Genomic DNA, 22,296 nt, shown 5'->3' on the forward strand with positions numbered 1-22,296 from the left:
CTCAGGCGGAGGAGCAGACTCTCAGAGCGAGCGGATGCGCGGGGCGGCCTGCGCCTGCGTCAGCGCGGTCACGGCCCAGACGAGCGCGTCCAGCCGGTCGGGCGAACGCCCGTTCGACAGGCCGTCCGGCCCGAAGTCGCACATCTCGTCTTCCAGCTCGGCGAAGCTGCCAGCATGGCGCACGCGCCCTTGCTCGTAGAGCGTCGCGACCGGCTCGGCGCGCAGCCACTTGCCGCGCGTCGCCCGCACGGTGGAGACGGGCAGATGCGGCGCGACCGTGCGGATCACGGTTTCCACCATGTCGCCGCCCTGGTTCACCTCGGCGACGATCCGGTCGGCCTCGACCTCCGAAAACAGCGCCACGGCCCGCGCCGCCCAGTCCACCGGCTTCAGGCCGCGCCGGCTGCGATCGGCCAGCACATAGACGATCCCGTCCTCGCCCATCCCGGCGGCGACGAGCCCGCAGGCGTCGGAGCGCTGCGTGGCCGTGGCCGGCGGGTCCACCGCCACCACGACGCGCCGCAAGGGCGGCGCGGCGCGCACCCGGCTGCGGTCGATCGCGGCGCGCGAAAACAGCGCGTCCTCGCGCCCGTCCACCAGTTCGCCGTCGAGTTCCTGCCGCCCGAGCCGCGAGCCGCCATAGCGCGCCTCCATCGCCGCGAGGAAACCCGGCGCGAGATGCGCCGCGTTTTCCCGCGTTCGCATATGCGTCACGCGCGTTCCGGGCTCGGCCATCAGGCGTTTCAGAAGCGGCACGGCGCGCGGCGTCGTGGTCAGCGCCATGCGCGGGCTCGTGCCCAGCCGCAGCGCCAGTTGCAGATTGTCGAAACAGGCATCGGCATGGGTCCATTTGGCGAGTTCGTCGCCCCAGGCCGCGTCGAACTGGTAGCCGCGCAGGGCGTCCGGGTCCTCCGAAGAGAAGATTTGCGCCACCGCCCCGTTGGCGAAGACGAGCCGCCGCCGCGTCGCTTCGAAGACGGGCCGCGTTTCGTAGTGAAGCGCGCGCAACCCGCTCTCGCCCTCGATCATCACTTCGCGCGCGTCGCCGAGCGTTTCCGCGACAAGCGCGATGCGCCCGTGAACCCGGCCCGCCAGCGGCGCGCGGCCGAGCGCCAGCGCCCGCACCCATTCCGCCCCGGCCCGCGTCTTGCCCGACCCGCGCCCGCCGATCAGAAGCCATTGCCGCCAGTCGCCCTCGGGGGGCAGCTGCGCGGGGCGCGCGCATTGCGCCCAGTCCGGCATGGCGCGCAGGAGAACCCGTTTCGGCTGCCGGCCGATCTCCGCCTCCACCTCGCGCCAGAAACCCGCCTCGCCCGCCTCGCTCAAGCGCCGGGCTCCGGCGAGGCCGCGTCCCCAAACAAGCCCCCGCCACCCGGCCGCCGCGCGTCCAGGGCGCGCAACCGCTTCAGCATCTCGTCCCGCAGCCGCTCGGTTTCGGCGTCATCGCCGTCCTCGGCGGCGCGGTGGCCGAGCGCCTCGATCTCCCGCAGTTCCAGAAGCTTTTCCAGGCTGCGCGTTAGATGGCCGATCGCCTCGATCCGCGCCTTCGCGTCCACCCCTCGCGCCGCCGCGCCGCCCTCCTCCTCGCTCGACCGTCCGCGCGCCGGGCGGCCCTTTTCGAGGCGCGCCAGTTCCTGCGTCAGGGCGCGCAGAAGCCGGTCCGAAAGCAGCGTCTTGGGTCGCGCCCGCTTCGCCATGTCCGTCCCCCAAAGCAAAAGGCGGCCGTTCCCTTCGGAACCACCGCCTTCGAACCCACTCTCTCGATTGTGTCTGAAACCTATCCGACCACCGTCACGCAGTCAAGGACTATTTTCCTATTTCGCAATCGTCCGCTCGGCCGGAACATAGCCGTCGCCCGGATCGTCGCCCGGCCAGCTCGCCAGGTGATCCTCGTAATCCTCCGGCTTCAGCCCTTCCTCGCTCACCGTCTGGCCCTGCACCGAGATGCCCGCGAGATGGACGGTTTCCGGATCGCCCGAAATCAGAGGATGCCACCAGCGCAGGTCGCGCCCTTCGGCCACCAGCCGATAGCCGCAGCTCGGCGGCAGCCAGGGGATGGAGCGCACCGTCGCGGGGTCGAGCGCGACGCAGTCCGGCACGCTCTCGAACCGGTCGACATAGTTGGAGCAGCGGCAGCTCTCGCCGTCCAGGAGCTTGCAGGCGAGATGGGTCCAGATGATCTCGCCGGTGTCCCAGTCTTCCAGCTTGTTGAGGCAGCAGCGCCCGCAGCCGTCGCAGAGCGATTCCCACTCCGCCGACGTCATCTCCTCCAGCGTCTTGCGCTTCCAGAAGGGTATGTTGCTCAAAGACCGCACCTGACGATTTGCTTCATGAATTCCACTTTCGGCCTTGTTCCGCCACGCAATCTCCACACCTCTTCCCCCACGAAGGAGAGCGGCGGCGCGGACAGGTTCGATTGTCTCGCGAACCGCTTCCTGTAGAATGGGCCGACGGGCCATGAAAACCCGCCGGAGGATGGTGTAGACCGTGCCTGAACAGATCCCGCGCAAGCCCGGCAGACGCAAGCTTCCCTTCGGCCTGATCGAGATCGACGCCTGGCTGGACACCAGCTTGTGGCGGTTTTTTCATGGCCTTGCCAGCTTTTGGGAAAGCGTGTCGATCTTTTCGCGCCGCTTTCGCGTGCGCGGCGCCAATCGCGTCGCCGTCGAGCTGTGCTGCGAGGCGCTGACGCTCGGCCTCGCCGGTTTCGTGGTGCTCGCCGCCCTCGCCCAGCCGGCCATGAAGATGACCCGCCACGGCCTGCCGCAGCAGGCCGACTTCTCCGTCCAGTTTCTCGACCGGCACGGCAACGAGATCGGGCGGCGCGGCATTCTGAAGGCCAACGCGGTTCCGATCGACGAGATGCCCGATCATTTCGTGAAAGCGGTTCTGGCGACGGAAGACCGCCGCTTCTTCGAGCATTGGGGCATCGACTTTCTGGGCCTCGCCCGCGCGCTCGGCGAGAACGCGCGCGCCGGCGGCGTCGTCCAGGGCGGCTCGACGCTGACGCAGCAGCTCGCCAAGAACGTCTTCCTGTCCAACGAGCGCTCGCTGGAGCGCAAGATCAACGAGGCCTTCCTCTCGCTCTGGCTCGAAGCCAATCTGACCAAGCGCGAGATTCTCGGCATGTATCTCGACCGCGCCTATATGGGCGGCGGCACCAACGGCGCGGCGGCGGCGGCCGAGTTCTATTTCGGCAAGAACATCCGCGACGTGAATCTCGCCGAAGCGGCGATGCTGGCGGGCCTCTTCAAGGCGCCGACGCAATACGCCCCGCACAACAATCTTCCCGCCGCCCGCGCCCGCGCCAATGTCGTGCTCGGCGCCATGGTGGATGCCGGCTTCATGACCGAGGGCCAGGTCGTCGCCGCGCGCCGCCATCCGGCCACCGCCGTCGACCGCGCCTCCGTCATGCAGTCGCCGGACTATTTCCTCGACTACGCCTTCGACGAGATCCAGCGCATCGCCGCCGATTTCCCGCAGCGCACCTTCGTCGCGCGCACCACGATCGATGTCGGCCTGCAAAAGCTCGCCGACGAAAGCGTCGACTTCCACCTGCGCCAATACGGCAAGACCTATGGCGTGGAGGAAGGCGCCATGGCCGTGATCGACGACGAAGGCGGCATCGTCGCGCTGGTGGGCGGCCGGGACTACGGCCTGTCGCAGTTCAACCGCGCCACGCGCGCGCTCCGCCAGCCGGGCTCGTCCTTCAAGGCCTATGTCTATGCGGCCGCGATGGAGAACGGCCACAAGCCGACCGACTTCATCGTGGACGGGCCGGTGCGCGTCGGCAACTGGATGCCGCAGAACTACGGCAATTCCTTCGCCGGCCGCATCCAGATCCAGGACGCGATGGCCCGCTCGCTGAACACGGTCGCCGTCAAGCTCAGCCAGGAAACCGGGCCGGGCAAGGTCGCGGCGCTCGCCAAGTCCTTCGGCGTCGAGACGCCGCTGCGCGGCGACAAGACCATCGCGCTCGGCACCAACGAGGTGACCGTTCTGGATCAGGCGACCGGCTATTCGGTGTTTCCGGCGGGCGGCCTATCCTCGCAGCGCCATTCGATCGAGCAGATCGCGATGGCCGACGGCACGGTCCTGTGGGACGCGCGTCGCAACCTGCCGCCGCGCCACCGCGTCCTGTCGGAGCAGGCGACCAAGAGCATGAACGAGATGTTCGTGCGCATTCCCGAGATCGGCACGGCCCGCCGCGCCCGCCTGCCCATGACGCGCGCCGCCGGCAAGACGGGCACCACGCAGGGCTATCGCGACGCCTGGTTCGTCGGCTTCACCGGCAATTTCACCGCCGCCGTCTGGTACGGCAATGACAGTTTCAAGCCGACCAACAAGCTGACCGGCGGCGGCCTGCCGGCCATGACATGGCAGCGTTTCATGGAAGCGGCGCATCAGGGCATCGAGCTTCGTCCGATCCCCTATATCGACAATCCGATTCCCGCGCCGGGCTCGGTGGAGGTGGCGAAAGCCGAGAACGAGGGCGATCTGCCGCGCATCACGCGCCCCAGCCTCGTCAACAACGCCGCGCAGAAGGTGCTGAGCGATCTGGAGCACATGCTGCGCTCGGCCCCGCCCGTGCCGCCCGAAAAGCTCGCCTCCGCCACCGGGGCGTCGCCCATTCCGCCCGCGCGGCCCGTCGCCAACCCGTGACCTCCTTCGAGCAAGGCTCTGGCGCGTCGGCGCGCGCCGGGCGATAGAGGCCGCGATGCGCTTTCTGTTCCTGACCCTTCTGTCCCTCGCCATCGCGCTCGGTCTCGGCACCTATTCGGCGGCCTGGATGATCGACCATTTCGAGGGCACCGAAACCGTCGTGGTCGGCCCCTGGCACGCCGACCGCACCGCCGGCTCGCCGGCCGCCGACCCCTATGCCAAGGCGCGGCAGGCCCGCAGCGGCAACCTGACGCTGGGTCTGGGCGAAGGCGTCGCCTTTCGCGCGCGCGTCGATTCGCAAGGCGCCGAACTGCGCCGCGAATGCTCCTACCGCCTGGAGGGCGCCTATCCGCCCGCCCGCGTCGCGACGCTCGCCGCCTATGATTTCGAGGGCCGCCTGATCGAGGCCGGCAACGAGCGCCCCGACCATCTCGTGTCGCTCAACTGGATGCGCGAGGACGACAATTCGGCCGTGATCGCCGTCGGCCCGGTGGCGCGGCCGGGCAACTGGCTGGCGACGGTGGGCGATGGCGGCTACATCCTCGCCCTCACCTTCTACGACACGCCGGTCAGCACCGACAGCGGCGCCGCGCCGATCGCCATGCCCCATATCGTGAAGACGGATTGCCAAGCGAATGGGTAAGCTTCTTCTGGCGATCCTGATCGGTCTCGTGGGCGCCGGGATCGTCCATATCGCGATCATCCTCTCCCTTCCCGGTCAGGCCGAGAACGATGCCTGGAGCCGTCTGTCGCGCCTCGGGCCCGTGCTCCAGACGGTGCGGATCGGCTTCGAGGAACCCGCGCCCGAAGGCCATGTCGCCTCGCCGGCCGGCTTCGTCTTCGTGGACCCCGCCTTTATCGACGTCGCCTGTCGCTTCTCGGTGGAGGACGGTCCGGTGCGGCTCTTCTCGGACGAGAAGACGCGCTTCTGGACGGCGTCGATCTACGGGCGCAACGGCGACAATCTCTATTCGATCAGCGAGCGCGTGGCGCTGGACGGTCGGCTCGACCTTCTGGTCGGCACCGCCGAGCAGCTCGATCTCGCGCGCGTCGAAGGCTCGTCCAACGACATCCCGACCGTGCCCGTCGCGATCACCGGCGACGAGGGCTACCTCACCGTGCGGGTGCTCGTCGCGTCCGAAAGCGCCCGGCCCTTCGCCGATCGCTTCGCGCGTTCCGTGACCTGCCGCCCCGCGACACCCGAGGAAGCCGGCACCCCGGCGTCCTGACGCCTCGCTCGCGATCGGACCGCTCGTCCTCCCGCGCCGGCTCGGCCGGTCGCGTCAGGCGCTTTGTTCGTCCTGCACGAGGGCGACGGCGCGCAGCGCCATGCAGCGCTCTTCCATCGTCATCGACCTGTGGTCGGACAGGCGCTCGCGGCGGATGCAGGGCAGGATGACGATATTGCCGCCCTCCGGTCCTCGCCAGGGCCGCGTGGCCAGATAGGGCCTCGGCGGCGGGACGAGCTGATGAACCTCTGCCATGTGTTTCCCCTTCCCGGTTGCGGCTGGGCGACCACTCCTTCCAACGACGCCCCGCCCGTTTCGACGAGGTCACCGGCCCCGCTGGCTCGCTCTGCGAGCCGGCCGTTCCGAGACCCGATCTATGGTCCGCCGATGGGGAAACAACCCGACTTGCGGCGGCATGTGATCCGAGGCTGACGCGGGCCTTGCAGCCCTTTCGCAACGCGCCTCGAACAGGGACGATTACACATTTGCAAGGTTAACAGGTTGCTAAGAAATTTGCTCTAATCCTGGCGGTTGCATGGCCGCCACACTGTAGCTTCTGGAGCACCATGAAGGACGCAGCACCGCGTATCTTCCGATCCCTCGAACGTCAGTTCGGACTCGGGGAATTCGACACCGTCGTGGCCGCCGCCGTCGCGACCTTCGGCTCCCTGCGCAATCCGAGCGCGGCGCAGGTGGAGGATCTCAGCCGTCTCGTGGTGCCGCTCTGGCAGCGCACGCGGGATGAGACCAAGCGCAACGTGGCCGCCTCGCTGTCCCATGCGCGGCGGGTGCCCCGCTCGCTGGTGGAGCTTCTCCTAGAGAGCCCGGTCGAAGTCTCCGCGCCCTTCCTGGTGTCGAGCCCGGCCCTGACGGACCACGATCTCGCCCGGCTGGCGCTGTCCGCCGACGAGCGCGTGGCGCGCCTCGTGCGCAATCGCGACGCGCGCGGCACGCAGCCCCCGGCGGCCCCGACCGCGCCATCGATCGCGCCCTCGACCGAACCCGTCGCGGCAGCCCCCGCCGAGCCGGCCGCTCTTCCCACCGAGCGCTCCCGCCCCGAAGCCGCCGCGCCCGGCGACACGGCGAAACGCCCCGCGACGGAGACGCCCGCCGAGGCGGAGGCTGCGAGCCAAACCCGCTCCGGCCCGCCCGAGATCGAGACGCCCTCGCTCGCGGCGGATTTCCTGTCCGAGACGCCCTTCAACGCCCGCGCCCCCTCGCCCGGCCGCCGCCTGCCCCCACGCAATGCCGACGAGGCGCGCGAGCTTCTGCGCCGGCTGGCGACCGCCGGGCGCGGCCAGCCCAAGCGCGAGCCGGCCGGCCTGCCCGAGCTGATGAACGCCGCCTTCGCGCGCGAGGACGTCCTGTTCTACGAGACGCTCAGCGAGATCTTCGCCTTCGACCCGGCGACCCTGTCGCGGCTGATCGAGGAGCCCTCCGGCGAGACGCTGGCCGTCGCCCTGCGCGCCTTGAAGGCGAGTTCTGCCGATGCCTTGAGCATCCTGATGCTGATGAAGCCGGCGGTCGGCCTCGACGTCGCGACCTTCGATTCCATGGCGCGTTTCTACGCCGCCCTGAAGCCGGAAGACTGCCGCGCGGTGATCGACGCGGCGCGCGCCAGTGCCCGCCACATGCCGCTCACCTCGCCGGAAGCCTTTGGGTCGAACGAAGCCACAAGGCGCGATTTCGGCCGCCGCTCCCAGCGCCCCGCCGCGCGCGAAGCCAAGGGCTGAGTGCCCCTCCGAAACGGGATTTGTCCCAAGGGGAAGTCCCACATTCTCTTCGAGCGCTGACGGGCGCGGAGCCCCTTGGGCGGACGTCTCGAAGGAAAGGAAACGGTGCGTGCGGCACGTCCGCGCCACCAGCGCTGGTCAGACCCGGCGCACCAAGCGGCCTCGCGCGCCGCACCGCCCGTAATGCTCTTGCGCGATCACGGCCGCCGTCACGACGTCCCCAGCTAAACGAGCCTGCAGCCGGGCACGCGCTTCTCTCGCGGCATCTCTTGTGAACCGGCGGGGGCGGATCGCTCAGCCGAGAAGGCAGACCTGCCCCCTCGGCACCGATCGCTCGCCCCTCCGGTTAGGGGGTGCCGCTCTCGTCCGTCACGAGGGTCAGATAGGTCTCGGGGGTCTCGGTCTCGATCTCGACCACCCAGAAATCCGGGTCGAAGCGCGCTTCGCGCGCCAGGCGCTTGGCGAGCTCCGCCTCGTCGCGTGCGGCTTCACGCAGGAACGCGCGACCGCCGCCTTCGAGCGCGAGCGTCTGGGGCGCCGGGCCGAAGAGCTGAAGCCCCCCTGCCCGATCCCGCGCCACGACGAACACCGCCCCGGCCGCCTCCGCGCCGCGCCGCTCCACCGCCGCAAAACCGCCTTCGGAAAAGACGCGGCGCACGAGCGCCGCGACGAAGATCTCGCTGGTGAGCCGCATCCGCTCGCCGTTATCGCATGGCCGAGGCGCCGGTCTCGTTGAGGCGCGCGAGCACCTCCTGCGAGGGCTCGCCATTCACGTCGAGACTTTCCAGCGCCTGGAAGGTGCGGATGGCTGCGCGCGTGCGCTCGCCGAGAATGCCGTCGGCCTTCAGGTCCGCCACCCGCGCTTCGGCGAGCTTGGCCTGAATCTGGCGCACGAGTTCGCTCGAGCCGTCAGAGCCGATGCCGCCGGTGGACCCGAGGTCCACATTGCCCCCGCCCGCCAGCTGCGCGATCGGATCGTCGGCGAGCGAGGCCGGCGGGTTGGCCGCCTGCCGCAGCTGCGACAGAAGCAGCGGCGTCGCCATGCCGTCCACCTTCAGCCCGCGGGCGGACTGGAAGTCGCGGATCGCCATGTCGGTCGCCTGACCGGCGCGCCCGTCGATCTCGGCCGTGTAATAGCCTTGCCTGGACAGGAGCTGCTGGGCTTCCTTCACGAGCGGAAAGGGCACGATGCGCGGGTCGTTGGCGATCACCGGCTCGGCCACCGCCGCGCGCGACACCGGGATGGGCGCGGCCTGGGCCGGGCTCGTCAGCTGCGCGGAGGCAAGGCGCGTCGTGTCGGCGCCGCGCGTCACGAGCATGGGATGCGCGTGGCGTCCGGCCTGCCGGTTGAGCGCGTTGTCGGCCACGATTCCGGCCAGCGTCGAGAACAAGGCGAGGCTGCCGAACAGGACGGGACGGGCGGCGACGATCCGCGCCCCGGCGAGAAGCGCGAGGGCTCCGGCGCGGCCTGCCGCCGCGCCCAGACCGTCGGACCGTTCAGGCCGAGCGGCGGGTCGGGAAGACTTGCGAGGAGAGACTGGCTTTTTGGCGGGCATGGGTCAGGGCAACGACATTTTCGGGAGGGGTTTCGCCGAAGCGCGGGCGCTCGGCACAATCGGTGGGGATGCGCACCGTGACGGTGGTGCCGCGTCCCTCTTGGCTCTCGATCTCCATGGTTCCGTGGTGAAGTTCGGCAAAGCCCCGCACGAGCGACAGGCCGAGGCCGGTTCCCTCGTAGCGACGGCTGGGGCCCTGCGACAGCTGGACGAAGGGCCGTCCGAGGCGGGCGATGTCGGCCTCGGCGATGCCGATTCCGGTATCCGACACTGCGAGCACGAGTTCGTCCTTCTCGACCCGCGCGCTGAGGCACACCGTGCCCGCATCCGTGAACTTCACGGCATTGGCGAGGAGATTGACGAGTATCTGTCGGCAGACGCGCCGGTCGGCGGTCACGCATTCGGCCGGCTCGCCGGTGCGGACCACGAGCCGCAGCCCCTTGCGATCCGCCTCGCCGCCGATCATCTCGGCCGCCGCGCGCGCCACGTGAGCCACGGAAAAGCTTTCCATGGCCAGATCGTAGCGACCCGCCTCGATCTTGGACATGTCGAGAAGGCCGTTGACGATGTCGAGGAGATGTTGCCCGGAGCGATGGATCAGGCCGACATATTCCTTCTGACGCGGGTCGGAGAAGGGGCCGAACGTCTCGCGGTCGAGCAGTTCCGAAAAGCCGATGATGGCGTTGAGGGGCGTGCGCAGCTCGTGCGAGATCGTCGCGAGAAAGGCGCTTTGGGCGCGCGTCGCGGAGGTCTCGCCCTCCTCGGCGCCGGCCGGCTCATTCTCGCCTTCGGGCAGATGCGCTTCGACCTGCAGGAGCTCGCCCTCGGCCGAGCGGCACGGAACGAGGCGCACGGGCGTCGCGCGGAAGGAGCCCGGCTCCTCGCCACGCAGGCGCAGCGAAAGCTCGCTCTCGCCCCGCCCGTGGCGCATGGCGTCGAGCACCTTCAGGAAGGCCACCCGGTCGAGAAGATGAAGCCGCTGGCTAAAGGCCGAGCCCGCGCCCGCGCCGCCAAGAACGCGGCCTTCCGCGTCGAGAAGCACGATCGAGGCGGTGCGATCCTCTTCGGTCTCCCGTGCCGGGCGCACGGCGAGGCGATGCAGGACGAAACCGGCATAGGCGGTGATCAGCGGCAGCGCGAGCGTGGTGCCGGCAAAGCCCTGGTCGCTCGGTCCGAGCCCGTGCAGCGACAGGAAGCCGACGAGACCGGCGCCGAGAAACACCGCCGGCAGCATGAGCCGGAACAGGAGGCGCTGGCCCGCGAGCCGCGCTTCCACCGGGCCGATCGCCAGCAGCGTCAGCGGCCAGAAACTGTCGATCTCGACCGAAAGAACCGCCAGGAGCGCCGCGAGAAGCGTGTAGAGACCGGCCGCCGCAAGGTCCGTCTCGCCACTCGCGGCCACGGCCACGGCCGACAGAAGCGCGCCGAAGCCGAGCACGGCGACGGAGGCGATCGCCGGCGTGCCGAAGCCGGCCATGCCGAGCGCGGGAGCGGCCAGGGCGCAGACGAGACCCGCGAGCACCAGGGCGCCGCAGATCGAGGCGAGCCGGCGCTTGGCCGCACGGCTGGAAGCGGGAGGGTCGATCATCGCCTGGCAGCGGTCGGCCCATGCCTTGCCCGCGCGGCGAAGGACGCCTGCATGTCCCTCGGTGTGCGCGTTGTCCAATGGAATCATTATCGATCCACGTCTCTGGTCGGGGCATCCGGCGTCGTCATGACGCCACCGTACCGTCATTCAAGATGGGACCGATCTTGGCTCTTAACCTTTTAAGGAAGGCATAAACGGCGCGCCGGGATCGCGCGAAGGTGACATCGGAGCCTCATCCCCGGCGCGATCTCGCGCCATGGTTAACCGTCGATTAACGACGGATTTTCCGATGCTTAGCCGCTTGCCCTCTGTGGCGAGAACGCCAATTCAGCCCTGTTTTTCCGTGACTTGCGCCTGCGACCCCTCGCAATTCGACGCGAATTGAAGGCAAATTGGACGCGACGCGATCATCAACCGGAACCGGGTCCCACGGGTCTTTCCACCATGCGCTTCCTCATCAAGCTCGCTCTTCTCGTCGGCCTGGTGGCGCTGTTCCTGCCGGGACGGCCCAAGGACGGCGCGCCGGGCGATCCGGGCCTGTCGCCGGTCGTGCTTCTCTACGGCGTGCAGCAGGCCTTCACCGATCTCGGCGGCTTCTGCGACCGCTCGCCGGCGGCCTGCGCCACGGCGCGCGACGCGGCGAGCTTCGTGGGCGAGCGCATCGCCGAGGGCGCGGCGATCGGCTATGCGATGGTGCGCGACAAGATCGCGCCTCACGCGGGTGAGCCGGCGCGCGCGGTCGAGGACCCCTACCCCGCCCCTCGCTCCTACAGCCCGCCCGCGCCCGGACGCGACGGCGGCAACGGGGGCGACATCGTGACCGGCGCCCTTTCGCCCGGCAACGCCGCCGGCGGTCCCGCGCAGACCCGCGCGGCTCTCTCGGCCTCGCCGCAGGTCGAGCGCCCGGCTTCGGCGCGCCCGGCAGCCGGCGAGCCGGCCGGCTCCACGCCCGCCACCGAGTTCCGCCCGCCGCAGCCCTATCGCCAGCCGATCTCGCCGGGTTCGACGCCCGCCGCCAAGGCCGCGCCGGCCAAGCCCGCCCCTCAGTCGGCCAAGGCGCACGCGAAGGAAGCAACGCCCGCCAGGGAGCCGGCTCGCACCGCCGCGATCGCGCCGCCGCAGCTCGACCATGTGCCGGGCAGCCCCAAGCCGTTCCGTATGCCCGCCATGGCCGGCGGCGCGCGCGAGGCCCTGCATCCGATGCCGCTCGAGATCATTCCCCCTGAGCGCGCGCCCGTGCCGCGTTTCGCGCCCCGCGCCTGACAAGCGCCCCCGCTCTCCATATATGGGGGCAAACAGGCGGGCGCGGCGCGAAGGGAATCGGCAGCATGAGAACGATCGACGACATCCGGACGGACTTCGAGCTTCTGGACGATTGGGAAGATCGCTATCGCTACGTGATCGAACTCGGGCGCGAGCTGCCGCCCATGCCCGAGGAAGACCGCAACGAGCACACCAAGGTCCCGGGCTGCGTCAGTCAGGTCTGGCTGACCAGCCAGAGCGACGGGGCGAGCCCGCCGCATCTGACCTTCCGGGGCGAATCGGACGCCCATATCGTGCGCGGCCTCGTCGCCATCGCGCTCGCGCTTTATTCCGGCCGCAGCGCGCCCGAGATTCTCGAAACCGAAGCCGAGACGATCTTCAAGAACCTTGGCCTGAAGGAGCACCTGACGCCGCAGCGCTCCAACGGCCTTCGCTCCATGGTGGCCCGCATCCAGAGCGACGCGAAGGCCGCGATGGACGCGGCCGCCGCCTGATCAGGGCGCGCCCGCCTCGCCCGCCTTCCAGCCGCGCAGCGTGCCGCGCCCCTCACCCGCCCGGTGAACCAGCCCGTAATGACGGGCGAGCGCGCCGAGCCCGGCCTTGAGCAGGAGTTTGGCCGAGCGCACCGGCCATTGCCGCTCGCGCTCCACCTGTTCCGTGCCCTTCAGGAAGCAGCAGACATCCACGAGAATGCCGGAGAGTTCCGGCCCGACGGCGTCGAGCGCGGCGCCGACGCGCTGGCGCGAATCGAGCGCCGCATCGCCGAGATCGGAGCCCGCCGCGCGGCTTCCCCCGCCACCCGGCGGCCGGTCCCAGCGCTGCGTGACGCTCGGCATCAGGGCGCCCCGCGTCCAGTCCCGCCGCAACCGCTCGCCCGCTTCCGCCTCGGGCGCGGACAACCAGGGCGTGCCGTCCGGCCCGCGCCTTGTCGCCAGACGCGCCAGGGGCGATTCGTCGCTGATGGTTCGAGACGTCATGAGCCGAGTTACTCCTTGTCTTCGTTGGGAACGGTGAGGCGGCGGCAGGCGCGCGCCAGCGATTCCATGCGCGTGAGCAGCCGGTCGAAATCGGCGTCGTCGCGCTGGTTCTCGATCCGCTGCAAGGCGTAGCCGACGCTGGAGCGATCCCGCCCGAAGCCCTCGGCCACGAGAAGCGGGGGAAGCTGAAAGGCGACATGGGCCAGATAGATGGCCGTGTGGCGGGCATGGGCGATGTCGGCCCGCGCGCGCCGCGCCGACAGGATGTCCTCGGCCGGAATGCCGAGAAAGGCCGCGACGATCTCGGCCGCCACATGGCACTGCAACCGGCGCTGAACCGGCGAGACGGGCAGGAAGCAGGGATGCGACCGGGCCCCCTGATTCGGCCGATGGCGGTGGATGGACATGAGGCTCCTCGCTGCAGACACAGGGCGACAGGCTACGGCCGATCCGTCGTTGTAGGATTATTTTCTTATCTGTTCTCTTTTTGTTCTAGCATCAAACCCCTGCGCTCCAAGGGTTTCGGCCGGACTTTTCCACAAGCGCGACGCGAAATTCCGGCCAACTTATCCCCGCGTCCGCCACTGGCCGCACCCTGAAGGCCGTTTCCGCTTCAGGGAGTGTCCCCGCCATGTCGTCCGTCCCCTTCGCCAGCGCGATCGATCGCTTCGAGGCGCGCCTGCGCCAGTCCGCCGAGATGTTCGCGGCCCGCAGCCTCGGCCCTGGGGCATCCTCGGACAGCGCGGCGCTCGGCTTTGCCCGCCGCTACGGCTTTCTGGAGGGCGAGCCGACGAGCCTTGCCACCCTCGGGGCCGCGACGCGCCGCGCGCTCAAAGCAAGGCTGGAGGAGGAGAACCGGCGACTTGCCCGCGCCGCGCGCCGCAATGCGCCGGGCTACGATCTCGGCCGCCACATCGCCCTGCGCCGCGCCCTGAACGCGCTCGCGCCGGACGAAAGTCAGATCGCCGCCCCGCCGGTGCCGACGGCCGACAAGCCCCTGTCGGGCCGCGAGTTGAACACGTGCTTTCGCCGTCACGGCCCGCGCGCGGCGCCGCCGGAGCGCAAGAGCGTCAGTCCGGCTCGGCGCCCGATGGCCCGAGCCGGCTGAGAAGCGCTTCGAGGTCGGCGGCGATGGCGCGGTCGCTCGCCGCCTGCATCTGCCGATAGCGCGCGACGACCTCGTCTCCGAACGCGGTCAGCCGCGCCCCGCCATGGCCCGCCCCGCCCCGGTGCATCTCGACCAGCGGGGCGTCGAACGTGGCGTTCAACTCTTCCACCAGTGTCCAGGCGCGCTTGTAGCTCATGCCCATGCGCCGCCCGGCCGCCGCGATCGAGCCGGTCGCGCCGATCCCTTCCAGGAGATCGACCCGGCCGGGACCGAGCACCTGCTTGTCGCCGAACACGAAGCGCAGGCGCGTGACGTGAGACGCCAGGCGCGGGGAAGCTGCGGGAGAGTTCGCGTCGTCGTCCATCGGGGTCTCGCGTTCCGTCGCCCTTTGTAGCGAGCGGGGCGGCGGATCGCGAGAGCCCCTTGCATCCTGCGTCAGTCGTTGTGGACGCGGTAATGCAGCTTCACGATGCCCCGCTCCCCCGGCTCGCAGGACAGAAGCTCCAGCTTGCGCGAGCCGCGCCAGTCCGGCCGGATGTCGAACAGGCTCGGCGCGTCCGGCCGCCCGTCCGTCAGCGGCAGGACGAACTGCACGATCTCGTCGACCAGCCCCGCATTCAGCACCGACCCGTTGACCCCGCCCCCGCCTTCCAGAAGCAGGCGCCTGATGCCGAGATCGCGGGCAAGCGTATCCATGACATCAGTGAAATCGATCTCGTCCCGGCCGCCGAAAATGTAGGACACGCCGCGCTTGCGCAGAAAGGCGAGGTAATCGTCCGGAACGCCATCACCGAGAATGGCGACGAAATGCTCGCCGTCGATGTTGTCGCGCTTCCAGTTCAGCTTGCCGGAGCGATCCACCGCGATGGCGAACTTGCCGGCATCGGGCTGCGCGTACCAGTTCGTGCGCTCGATCGGCCCGGTGGCGAGCCCGCGCTCCCATTCGCCGCCCGCGTCGAAATCCTCCTCCATCGTCACGCGGCCGACCAGCCAGGCCTCGCCCTTCAGCTCCTCATGGGCCGATTCGAAAATGTCGGAAGGCGCGTCGATCGCCCATCCGTCCGTCAGCACGCGGCCGTCGACGGAGGTCATCATGAGGCAGAGAATATGAGGCTTCACAGGCAATCGCTTTCGTCAGGGAGAAGAGAAAACGAAAACGCCGGCCCGAAGGCCGGCGTTCCGGATGTCGACGACAGGAGGCGCGTCAGGCCGCCTGCCTGGTCTCGGCGAGCGAGGCCATGTCGATCACGAAGCGATAGTGGACATCGCCCTTCACCGTGCGATCGAAGGCTTCGTTGATCTCGGCGATCTTGATCGTCTCGATATCGCAGGAAATCCCGTGCTCGGCGCAGAAGTCGAGCATTTCCTGCGTTTCGGCGATGCCGCCGATCAAGGAGCCGATCACCGACTTGCGGCCGAGGATCAGATTGACGCCGCTCACCGGCGGGTCGAGCGGGCCGATCACGCCGACGATGATATGCGTGCCGTCGCGCTTCAGCGTCGAAATATAGGGATTGAGGTCGTGCGGCACGGGCACCGTGTCGAGGATGAAGTCGAACGAGCCGGCCACGGCCTGCATCTGCGCCTCGTCGGTGGAAAGCACGACATTGGTGCAGCCGAGTTCGCGCGCTTCGGCTTCCTTGGCGGGCGAGCGGGTGAACAGCGTCACCTCCGCGCCCATGGCGACGCCGAACTTGATCCCCATGTGGCCGAGACCGCCGAGGCCGACCACGGCGAGCTTGTGGCCCTTGGCGAGACCCACATGCTTCAGCGGCGAATAGGTCGTGATGCCCGCGCACAGAAGCGGCGCGGCAGCGGCGAGATCGAGAGTCTCGGGCATGCGCAGAACGAACTTGTCGCGAACGATGATCTGGTCGCTATAGCCGCCATAGGTCGTCTGGCCGTCGCGGCGGTCCTTGTCGGCATAGGTCTGCGTCATGCCGTTTTCGCAGTATTGCTCCAGCCCGTCCGCGCAGGACGAGCAATCCTGGCAGGAATCGACCATGCAGCCGACGCCGACCTTGTCGCCCACCTTGTAGCCGGTGACGGCCGAGCCGACCTCGGCGACGCGGCCGACGATCTCGTGGCCGGGAACCAGCGGATAGCTCGCCCAACCCCAGTCGTTGCGAGCCTGATGGATGTCGGAATGGCAGACGCCGCAATGGGTGATCTCGATGCGGACGTCGTCCTCGCGAAGGTCGCGTCGCTCGAAGCTCCAGGGCTTCATCGGAGCGCCGGCTTCCGTGCAGGCAAAACCGTAGCTGGGTGTCATGGTGCAATTCCTTCTGGCGCACCGATTCGGAAAAACCGGTCGCGCGCGAGATATATGCCAGGGCCTCGCAACGGCCAGGGAAAAACAAAAGCCTGGCTGATTGTCGCCTGCCTTCCCTTCGGCCCGGCACGTCGCCCCGCTTGTGGCCGGAATCGTTGTTGTCTAGGGATCGGAGCACCAAGGCTTGGGAGAGTTTCGCCTATGATCGTCGTCTTCGGCTCGTTGAACGTGGATCTCGTCTGCCGGGTCGAGACCATTCCCAAGCCCGGCGAAACCGTGCTCGCCCCGCGCTACGAGCGCATGCCCGGCGGCAAGGGCGCCAACCAGGCGACCGCCGCCGCGCGCGCGGGCGCGCGCACGCTCTTTGCCGGCGCGGTCGGGCGCGACGCCTTCGGCGAAGAAGAGGCCGCGATCCTGGAGCGCGAGGGGATCGACGTGTCCACGCTCGCCCGCGTCGAGGAAGCGACGGGCTGCGCCTTCATCACGGTGGCCGCCGATGGCGAGAACGCCATCACGGTGGCGAGCGGCGCCAACCGGCTGGCCGATGCCGCGAGCCTCGCCTCGGTCTGGGCCCAAGAGCCCTCCGCGCTCCTCCTGCAGATGGAACTGCCCTTCGAGGAAACCCTGCGGGCGGCGCGCGAGGCGCGCGACCATGGGGTGCGCGTCGTTCTCAACCTCGCCCCCGTGCCGGTGGGCGTCGATTCGGCCTCGCTGCGGGCGCTCTTCGCGGCGAGCGACATTCTGATCGTCAACGAGCACGAGCTCGCCGAATCGGCCGCGATCCTGTCCGTCACGGGCGGGGATGCCGACGCGCTCGCCAACGCCTTGGCGAGCGAGGCGGGCATTACCGTTCTCGCGACGCTCGGCGGCGACGGCGCGCTGATCGCGACCGGCCAGGGCATGAGCGAGCGGTTCCGCGCGCCGGCCATCGAGCCGGTGGACACGACCGGCGCGGGCGACACGCTCTGCGGCGTTCTGGCCGCCGGTCTCGGTGCCGGCCTGACCCTGTCCGATGCCACGCAACGCGCGGTCGCCGCCGCTTCGCTCGCCTGCCTGTCCTTCGGCGCGCGCAGCGCCATGCCGAAGGCCGAGGCGATCGACGCGTTCCTCACCGGGGGGCAGGCTTGATGGCCGCTTCCCCCAAGCCGCGCATCGCCTTTCTCGGCGAGTGCATGGTCGAACTCTATCACCGCCCCGGCGACGAAGCGGGCGTCATGCGGCGCACGGTCGGCGGCGACACGCTGAACGCCGCCGTCTATTGCCGCCGCGCGCTGGGCGACACCGGCGCGGCCGAGGTTCATTACGTGACCCGCGTGGGTGACGACGCCTTCGGCCTCGAAATCCCCGGCTTCATCGAGGCCGAAGACGTCCGCACGGATCATGTCGAGATCGCCAAGGGCGAGACGACCGGGCTCTATGCCATCTCGCGGGACGACGAGGGCGAGCGCTCCTTTTCCTATTGGCGCTCGGCCTCGGCCGCGCGTCGCCTCTTCACCGATGGCCGCGACGAGGCGCTGGAAGCCGAACTCGAGAGTTTCGACGGGCTGGTCTATTCCGGCATCTCGCTCGCCATCCTGTCGCCCGAAGGACGCGAACGGCTTCTGGCGCTCGCCGAGCGCATGAAGGCGGCGGGGCGCATCGTCGCCTTCGACGGCAATTATCGCCCTCGGCTCTGGGCCTCGAAGGAAGAGGCGGCGGAGACCATCGCGCGCGCCCATGCCCGCGCCAGCCTGAGCCTGCCGGGCCTCGACGACGAGCAGGTTCTCTATGCCGACGCCGATGCGCAAGGCGCCGTGCAACGGCTGCTCAAGCTCGGCGCGACCAGCGCCATCGTGAAATCGGGCGGCGACCCGGCGCTTCTCGGCGACGCCTCGGGCCTTCGCGAAGTGGCAGGCGTCAAGGCACCGCGCATCGTCGACACGACGTCGGCCGGCGACAGTTTCAACGGTGCGGCGCTCGCCGCCCTCGTCAGCGGCGCCAGCCTGGAAGAGGCCGCGCGGGCGGGCCATCGCATGGCAAGCGCCGTGATCGGCGAATATGGCGCGATCGTTCCGCGCGAGGCGACATGGTGGGCGCAAGGCCCGCGAGAAAGCTGAGAAGCGAAAGCTGACAACAGAAAGGCGCCGGATCGCTCCGGCGCCTTTTTCGATTCCATCGCCCGGCCGATCACTCGGCGGCGATGCGATGCCCGTTCGCCGGGAGACCCGCGAGGATCTTGTCCAGCGTCATCGGATAGTCGCGCACACGCACGCCGCAGGCATTGTAGACCGCGTTCGTCACCGCAGCGCCGACGCCGCAGATCGCGAGTTCCCCGATGCCCTTGCCGGCCAGCGGGCTCGCCGCATGGTCGCGCTCCGGCAGGAGCACCACTTCGAGCTGCGGAATGTCGGCATTCACGGGCACGTGATATTCGGCCAGATCGTGGTTCACGAGGAGGCCGCTGCGCACGTCCACGACCAGCTCTTCGGTCAGCGCCGAGCCGATGCCGAAGATCTGGCCGCCATAGCACTGCGAGGTCGCCGTCTTCTCGTTGAGAATGCGCCCCGCCGTGCCGACGGTGAGCATCCGCCGCACCCGCACTTCGCCGGTGACGGCGTTGACCCCGACCTCGCAGAAATGCGCGCCATAGCTCGCCTGATGGGTGTTCTGAGAGGTCTTTCCCGGCTTGAAATTGCCGGTCATCACGATCGGACCGTCGGAGAGAACCTGCGACAGCGGCGTCTGGCGGTTGCCTGATATGACCGTCCCGTCCTTCAGCGTCATGTCCTCGGCCTTGACGCCGAGCTTCTTGGCGAGCGCCTCGACGATGCCCTCGCAGGCCGTGTAGACGGCCGAGCCCGAGGAGTTCGCGCCCCAGGAGCCGCCGGAGCCCGGCGCCTGCGGCAGCCGCGAATCGCCGAGCATGACCTCGACCTGCTCATGCGGCAGGCCCAGCATCTCGGCGGCGATCTGCTGAAGGATTGTGTAGGTGCCGGTGCCGATATCGGTCATGTCGGTTTCGACCGTGGCTCGCCCGCTGCCGAGCAGCGTAACGCGGGCCGAGGCCTGCTGCAGCATGTTCTTGCGCGAGGCGGCGGCCATGCCCATGCCGATCAGCCACTCGCCCTCGCGCCGCGTGCCGGGCTTGGAGCGGCGCTCCTTCCAGCCGAAGCGGCGGGCGCCCTCCTCCATGCAGTCCACCAGCATGCGCGAGGAGAAGGGCAGCCCGTCCTGCGGATCGACCTCCGGCTCGTTGCGCTTGCGGAATTCGATCGGATCGAGCCCCAGCTGTTCGGCCATCTCGTCCATGGCGTTTTCGAGCGCCAGCATGCCGACCGCCTCGCCCGGCGCGCGCATTGAGGAGGACAGAAGCAGGTTGAGGTTCACCTTTCGGTGCGTCACCTGCCGGTTCTCGCCGGCATAGAGGAACACGGTCGAGATGCCCGCCGGCTCGAAGAACTCGTCGCCGCGCGAATTGCTGGTGATCGTGTCATGGGCGATCGCCTGGATGCGGCCGGACTTGTCGGTGCCGAGCCGCACGCGCTGGATCGTGTCAGAGCGGCGCGAGGTCGCCTGATAGACCTGCTGGCGCGTTAGCATGACCTTGACCGGCCGCCCCAGCTTGCGCGACGCCATGGACGCGAAGACGCTTTCCGGGCCGATGCCGAGCTTGCCGCCGAAGCCGCCGCCGATATAGCGGTTCACCATGTGAACCTTGGACGGCGAAATGCCGAGCGCCTTGGCGAGCTGGCTCACATTGGTCGAAACCAGCTGGTAGCAGCCGTAAAGCGTCAGCTCGCCGTCCTTCCAGTCCGCGATGGCCGAATGGGGCTCCATGGCGGAATGGCTCTGGCTCGGCGTCGTGTAGGTCACGTCGAACTGAACGTCGGCCGCAGCGAAGGCCTTGTCGAAATCGCCGCGCTTCACGGTCGAGGGCATGGCGCCCGAGCCCTTCGGCGGCTCGTAGGCCTTGTTCTGCTCGGCCTGGAGGTCGAACACGCCCTCCTCCGCCTCGTATTCGATCACCACGAGGCGCGCCGCGTCGCGGGCGATCTCGAAGCTCGTCGCGACGACCAAGCAGATCGGCTGGCCGTAATGGACCACCTCGCCCTTGATCGCGGCGGGCATGTTGTCGTTCGGGTCGGCCGAGGCACGCGGCCCGTCCGCCTCGTAGATCACGTCGAGCACGCCCGCCTTGGCGAGCGCGGCCATCGTGTCGACGCGCTTGATGCGCGCAGCGCCCGTGCCGGCCGTGACGACGAAGCCATAGGCGACATTGCCGCCATGCATGTTCTCGTAGGCGTAGCGCGCTTGGCCCGAGACTTTCAGCGGGCCTTCGAATCGGTCGATGCCCTTGCCGATGACGTTCTGCACGCCCGCGTCGAGCCGCGTCTCGCCGACCGGCTCGTTCATCTTGAGGTCGAACGTGTCCATCAGTTCTCTCCCCGCGTCGCGTCGTGCAGAACGGCCGGCAGCGTGCGGCGCGTCAGTTCGAGCTTGAAGTCGTTGTCGCCGAAGCCCTTGGCGTCCTTCAGAAGAAGATCGGCCGCTTCGGCAAAGAGGGCGTCGCTCGGCGCCTGCCCTTTCAGGGCCGCTTCCACCGCCGGATCGCGCCAGGGCACCGTGCCGAGACCGCCGAAGGCGAGCCTGGCCTCGGCGATGCGCCCCCCGTCCATCCGCACGATCGCGGCGACGGAGACGAGCGCGAAGGCGTAGGACGCGCGGTCGCGCACCTTGCGATAGAGATGCACGCCCTCGACGGGCTTGGGCAGGCGCACGGCCGTGATGAGTTCGCCGGGCTCCAGCGAGGTCTCGATCTGGGGCGTCGCGCCCGGCAGGCGGTGAAGCTCGGCGATCGGGATTTCGCGGGTCGAGCCGTCGCTTTTCAGCGTTTCCACGACGGCGTCGAGCGCGCGCATGGCAACCGCCATGTCGGACGGATGGGTCGCGATGCAGCTTTCCGACGTGCCGAGAACGGCGAGAATGCGATTGAAACCCTCGCGCCCGTCGCAGCCCGAGCCCGGCTCGCGCTTGTTGCAGCGGGCCGTCGTCTCGTAGAAATAGCCGCAGCGCGTGCGCTGAAGGAGATTGCCCCCCGTCGTCGCCTTGTTGCGCAGCTGGCCCGAAGCGCCGGCCAGAAGCGCGCGGGAAAGAACCTCGTAGTCGCGCCGCACCCGCTCGTCGGCGGCCAGATCGCTGTTGGTGACGAGCGCGCCGATGCGCAGGCCTCCGCCCACCTCCTCGATCGACTTCAGCGACAGGCGCGTGATGTCGACGAGCTTGTCCGGCACTTCCACCTGAAGCTTCATCAGGTCGAGAAGATTGGTGCCGCCGGCGATGAACTTGGCGCTCGCCTCGGAGGCGACATGGGCGGCCTCGCTCGGGCTCGCGGCGCGGACATAATCGAACTGTCTCATGCCGAGGCCTTTCCGCTCGCCGTGCGGATGGCGTCGACGATGTTGGGATAGGCCGAACAGCGGCAGATATTGCCGCTCATGCGCTCGGAAATCTCGGCGTCGCTGAGATCGACCTTGCCGTCCAGCGCCTCCGTAACGTGGCTCGGCCAGTTCTCCTTGGCCTCGCCGAGCATCCCGACGGCGGAGACGATCTGGCCCGGCGTGCAATAGCCGCACTGGTAGCCGTCGTGATGAAGAAAGCTTTCCTGCATCGGATGCAGGTGGCCCGGCGCGCCCAGCCCCTCGATCGTGGTGATTTCGTCGCCCTCGTGCATGACGGCGAGCGTCAGGCAGGAATTGATGCGCCGGCCGTTCACGAGAATGGTGCAGGCGCCGCACTGGCCGTGGTCGCAGCCCTTCTTGCTTCCCGTCAGCCCAAGATGCTCACGCAGGGCGTCGAGCAGCGAGGTCCGGGGGTCGAGGTCCAACTCGTGGTCGGCTCCATTGACGTTCAGTCGCATGACCGATGCCGC

At 69.1% G+C, this 22,296-nt stretch carries 23 protein-coding genes and 1 pseudogene; 9 read left to right on the forward strand and 15 right to left on the reverse strand.

Going from position 1 to position 22,296, the window contains the following annotated elements; translation table 11 throughout:
• Positions 1 to 21: 21 nt before the first annotated feature.
• From B146_RS0110915 to B146_RS0110925, 3 genes are all read right to left on the reverse strand, one after another.
• Entirely contained in the window at positions 22 to 1,326 is a 1,305-nt protein-coding gene (locus B146_RS0110915) for a DNA-packaging protein (protein ID WP_019996477.1), read from the reverse strand.
• Positions 1,323 to 1,697 (reverse strand): hypothetical protein, encoded by a 375-nt coding sequence (locus tag B146_RS0110920; protein WP_019996478.1) that lies wholly within the window; start codon positions 1,695 to 1,697, stop codon positions 1,323 to 1,325. The genes B146_RS0110915 and B146_RS0110920 overlap by 4 nt, the downstream gene beginning before the upstream one ends.
• A 117-nt stretch (positions 1,698 to 1,814) precedes the next feature.
• Positions 1,815 to 2,306 (reverse strand): YcgN family cysteine cluster protein, encoded by a 492-nt coding sequence (locus tag B146_RS0110925; protein WP_019996479.1) that lies wholly within the window; start codon positions 2,304 to 2,306, stop codon positions 1,815 to 1,817.
• Between the two features lie 181 nt (positions 2,307 to 2,487).
• Between B146_RS0110925 and B146_RS0110930 the strand changes: the two genes are divergently transcribed.
• From B146_RS0110930 to B146_RS25725, 3 genes are read left to right on the forward strand one after another with little or no spacing between them, the layout of a single operon-like run.
• The gene (locus B146_RS0110930) at positions 2,488 to 4,662 is read left to right on the forward strand and encodes a transglycosylase domain-containing protein (RefSeq protein ID WP_019996480.1); all 2,175 of its coding nucleotides are present in this window, start codon (positions 2,488 to 2,490) and stop codon (positions 4,660 to 4,662) included.
• A 55-nt stretch (positions 4,663 to 4,717) separates the two neighbouring features.
• Positions 4,718 to 5,305, forward strand: coding sequence for a DUF1214 domain-containing protein (locus tag B146_RS0110935; protein WP_019996481.1), 588 nt, complete (start codon positions 4,718 to 4,720; stop codon positions 5,303 to 5,305).
• A complete protein-coding gene (locus B146_RS25725; RefSeq protein WP_019996482.1) occupies positions 5,298 to 5,891 on the forward strand; it encodes a DUF1254 domain-containing protein in 594 nt (197 codons plus the stop codon). The genes B146_RS0110935 and B146_RS25725 overlap by 8 nt, the downstream gene beginning before the upstream one ends.
• A gap of 54 nt (positions 5,892 to 5,945) precedes the next feature.
• Here the strand turns inward: B146_RS25725 and B146_RS0110945 are convergent, their stop codons facing one another.
• The gene (locus tag B146_RS0110945; protein ID WP_019996483.1) at positions 5,946 to 6,146 is read right to left on the reverse strand and encodes a hypothetical protein; all 201 of its coding nucleotides are present in this window, start codon (positions 6,144 to 6,146) and stop codon (positions 5,946 to 5,948) included.
• A gap of 311 nt (positions 6,147 to 6,457) precedes the next feature.
• Here B146_RS0110945 and B146_RS0110950 point away from each other — a divergent pair, with 311 nt between their 5' ends.
• The gene (locus B146_RS0110950; protein ID WP_019996484.1) at positions 6,458 to 7,624 is read left to right on the forward strand and encodes a hypothetical protein; all 1,167 of its coding nucleotides are present in this window, start codon (positions 6,458 to 6,460) and stop codon (positions 7,622 to 7,624) included.
• Between the two features lie 346 nt (positions 7,625 to 7,970).
• On the opposite strand, the gene B146_RS0110955 is transcribed toward B146_RS0110950, so the two are convergent.
• From B146_RS0110955 to B146_RS27720, 3 genes are read right to left on the reverse strand one after another with little or no spacing between them, the layout of a single operon-like run.
• Positions 7,971 to 8,318 carry a DUF1491 family protein gene (locus tag B146_RS0110955; RefSeq protein ID WP_019996485.1) on the reverse strand — a complete coding sequence of 116 codons (348 nt, stop codon included), beginning with the start codon at positions 8,316 to 8,318 and terminating at the stop codon, positions 7,971 to 7,973.
• A 10-nt stretch (positions 8,319 to 8,328) separates the two neighbouring features.
• Entirely contained in the window at positions 8,329 to 9,180 is an 852-nt protein-coding gene (locus B146_RS0110960) for a peptidoglycan-binding domain-containing protein (RefSeq protein WP_019996486.1), read from the reverse strand.
• Positions 9,122 to 10,855, reverse strand: coding sequence for a sensor histidine kinase (locus B146_RS27720; protein WP_162141939.1), 1,734 nt, complete (start codon positions 10,853 to 10,855; stop codon positions 9,122 to 9,124). The genes B146_RS0110960 and B146_RS27720 overlap by 59 nt, the downstream gene beginning before the upstream one ends.
• Before the next feature lie 357 nt (positions 10,856 to 11,212).
• Here B146_RS27720 and B146_RS0110970 point away from each other — a divergent pair, with 357 nt between their 5' ends.
• Both B146_RS0110970 and B146_RS0110975 read left to right on the forward strand, forming a co-directional pair.
• Positions 11,213 to 12,031, forward strand: coding sequence for a DUF5330 domain-containing protein (locus B146_RS0110970; RefSeq protein ID WP_019996488.1), 819 nt, complete (start codon positions 11,213 to 11,215; stop codon positions 12,029 to 12,031).
• Between the two features lie 65 nt (positions 12,032 to 12,096).
• On the forward strand, positions 12,097 to 12,525 hold the full coding sequence (locus B146_RS0110975; protein ID WP_019996489.1) for a SufE family protein: 429 nt from the start codon (positions 12,097 to 12,099) through the stop codon (positions 12,523 to 12,525).
• On the opposite strand, the pseudogene B146_RS25735 reads toward B146_RS0110975, so the two are convergent.
• Both B146_RS25735 and B146_RS25740 read right to left on the reverse strand, forming a co-directional pair.
• A pseudogene (locus tag B146_RS25735) lies at positions 12,526 to 12,984 on the reverse strand (DUF6456 domain-containing protein); the annotation flags it as partial. It lies immediately after the preceding gene.
• A 32-nt stretch (positions 12,985 to 13,016) separates the two neighbouring features.
• A complete protein-coding gene (locus B146_RS25740) occupies positions 13,017 to 13,415 on the reverse strand; it encodes a helix-turn-helix domain-containing protein (protein ID WP_019996491.1) in 399 nt (132 codons plus the stop codon).
• Between the two features lie 224 nt (positions 13,416 to 13,639).
• Between B146_RS25740 and B146_RS0110990 the strand changes: the two genes are divergently transcribed.
• On the forward strand, positions 13,640 to 14,116 hold the full coding sequence (locus B146_RS0110990; protein WP_019996492.1) for a hypothetical protein: 477 nt from the start codon (positions 13,640 to 13,642) through the stop codon (positions 14,114 to 14,116).
• Here the strand turns inward: B146_RS0110990 and B146_RS0110995 are convergent.
• The 3 genes from B146_RS0110995 to B146_RS0111005 all read right to left on the reverse strand — a co-directional run bounded on the left by B146_RS0110995 (position 14,079) and on the right by B146_RS0111005 (position 16,388).
• Positions 14,079 to 14,480 (reverse strand): winged helix-turn-helix domain-containing protein, encoded by a 402-nt coding sequence (locus B146_RS0110995; protein WP_019996493.1) that lies wholly within the window; start codon positions 14,478 to 14,480, stop codon positions 14,079 to 14,081. The genes B146_RS0110990 and B146_RS0110995 overlap by 38 nt on opposite strands.
• 71 nt (positions 14,481 to 14,551) lie before the next feature.
• Positions 14,552 to 15,235, reverse strand: a complete 684-nt coding sequence (locus B146_RS0111000; protein ID WP_026358524.1) for a dihydrofolate reductase family protein — start codon at positions 15,233 to 15,235, stop codon at positions 14,552 to 14,554.
• 85 nt (positions 15,236 to 15,320) lie between these two features.
• Positions 15,321 to 16,388: an NAD(P)-dependent alcohol dehydrogenase gene (locus B146_RS0111005; RefSeq protein WP_026358525.1), complete on the reverse strand. Its 1,068-nt coding sequence runs from the start codon at positions 16,386 to 16,388 to the stop codon at positions 15,321 to 15,323.
• A gap of 201 nt (positions 16,389 to 16,589) precedes the next feature.
• On the opposite strand from B146_RS0111005, the gene B146_RS0111010 reads away from it, so the two are divergent.
• Together B146_RS0111010 and B146_RS0111015 are read left to right on the forward strand one after the other, a co-directional pair.
• Positions 16,590 to 17,516 (forward strand): ribokinase, encoded by a 927-nt coding sequence (locus B146_RS0111010; protein WP_019996496.1) that lies wholly within the window; start codon positions 16,590 to 16,592, stop codon positions 17,514 to 17,516.
• Complete coding sequence (locus B146_RS0111015) at positions 17,516 to 18,484, forward strand: sugar kinase (protein ID WP_019996497.1); 969 nt, start codon at positions 17,516 to 17,518, stop codon at positions 18,482 to 18,484. The genes B146_RS0111010 and B146_RS0111015 overlap by 1 nt, the downstream gene beginning before the upstream one ends.
• A gap of 70 nt (positions 18,485 to 18,554) precedes the next feature.
• Here the strand turns inward: B146_RS0111015 and B146_RS0111020 are convergent, their stop codons facing one another.
• From B146_RS0111020 to B146_RS25745, 3 genes are read right to left on the reverse strand one after another with little or no spacing between them, the layout of a single operon-like run.
• Positions 18,555 to 20,801: a xanthine dehydrogenase family protein molybdopterin-binding subunit gene (locus B146_RS0111020; RefSeq protein ID WP_019996498.1), complete on the reverse strand. Its 2,247-nt coding sequence runs from the start codon at positions 20,799 to 20,801 to the stop codon at positions 18,555 to 18,557.
• Positions 20,801 to 21,784 carry an FAD binding domain-containing protein gene (locus B146_RS0111025; protein WP_019996499.1) on the reverse strand — a complete coding sequence of 328 codons (984 nt, stop codon included), beginning with the start codon at positions 21,782 to 21,784 and terminating at the stop codon, positions 20,801 to 20,803. The genes B146_RS0111020 and B146_RS0111025 overlap by 1 nt, the downstream gene beginning before the upstream one ends.
• Positions 21,781 to 22,284: a 2Fe-2S iron-sulfur cluster-binding protein gene (locus tag B146_RS25745; protein WP_019996500.1), complete on the reverse strand. Its 504-nt coding sequence runs from the start codon at positions 22,282 to 22,284 to the stop codon at positions 21,781 to 21,783. The genes B146_RS0111025 and B146_RS25745 overlap by 4 nt, the downstream gene beginning before the upstream one ends.
• Positions 22,285 to 22,296: the final 12 nt, after the last annotated feature.

The sequence above is a fragment of the Aureimonas ureilytica DSM 18598 = NBRC 106430 genome (assembly GCF_000382705.1).
Classification (GTDB): domain Bacteria; phylum Pseudomonadota; class Alphaproteobacteria; order Rhizobiales; family Rhizobiaceae; genus Aureimonas; species Aureimonas ureilytica.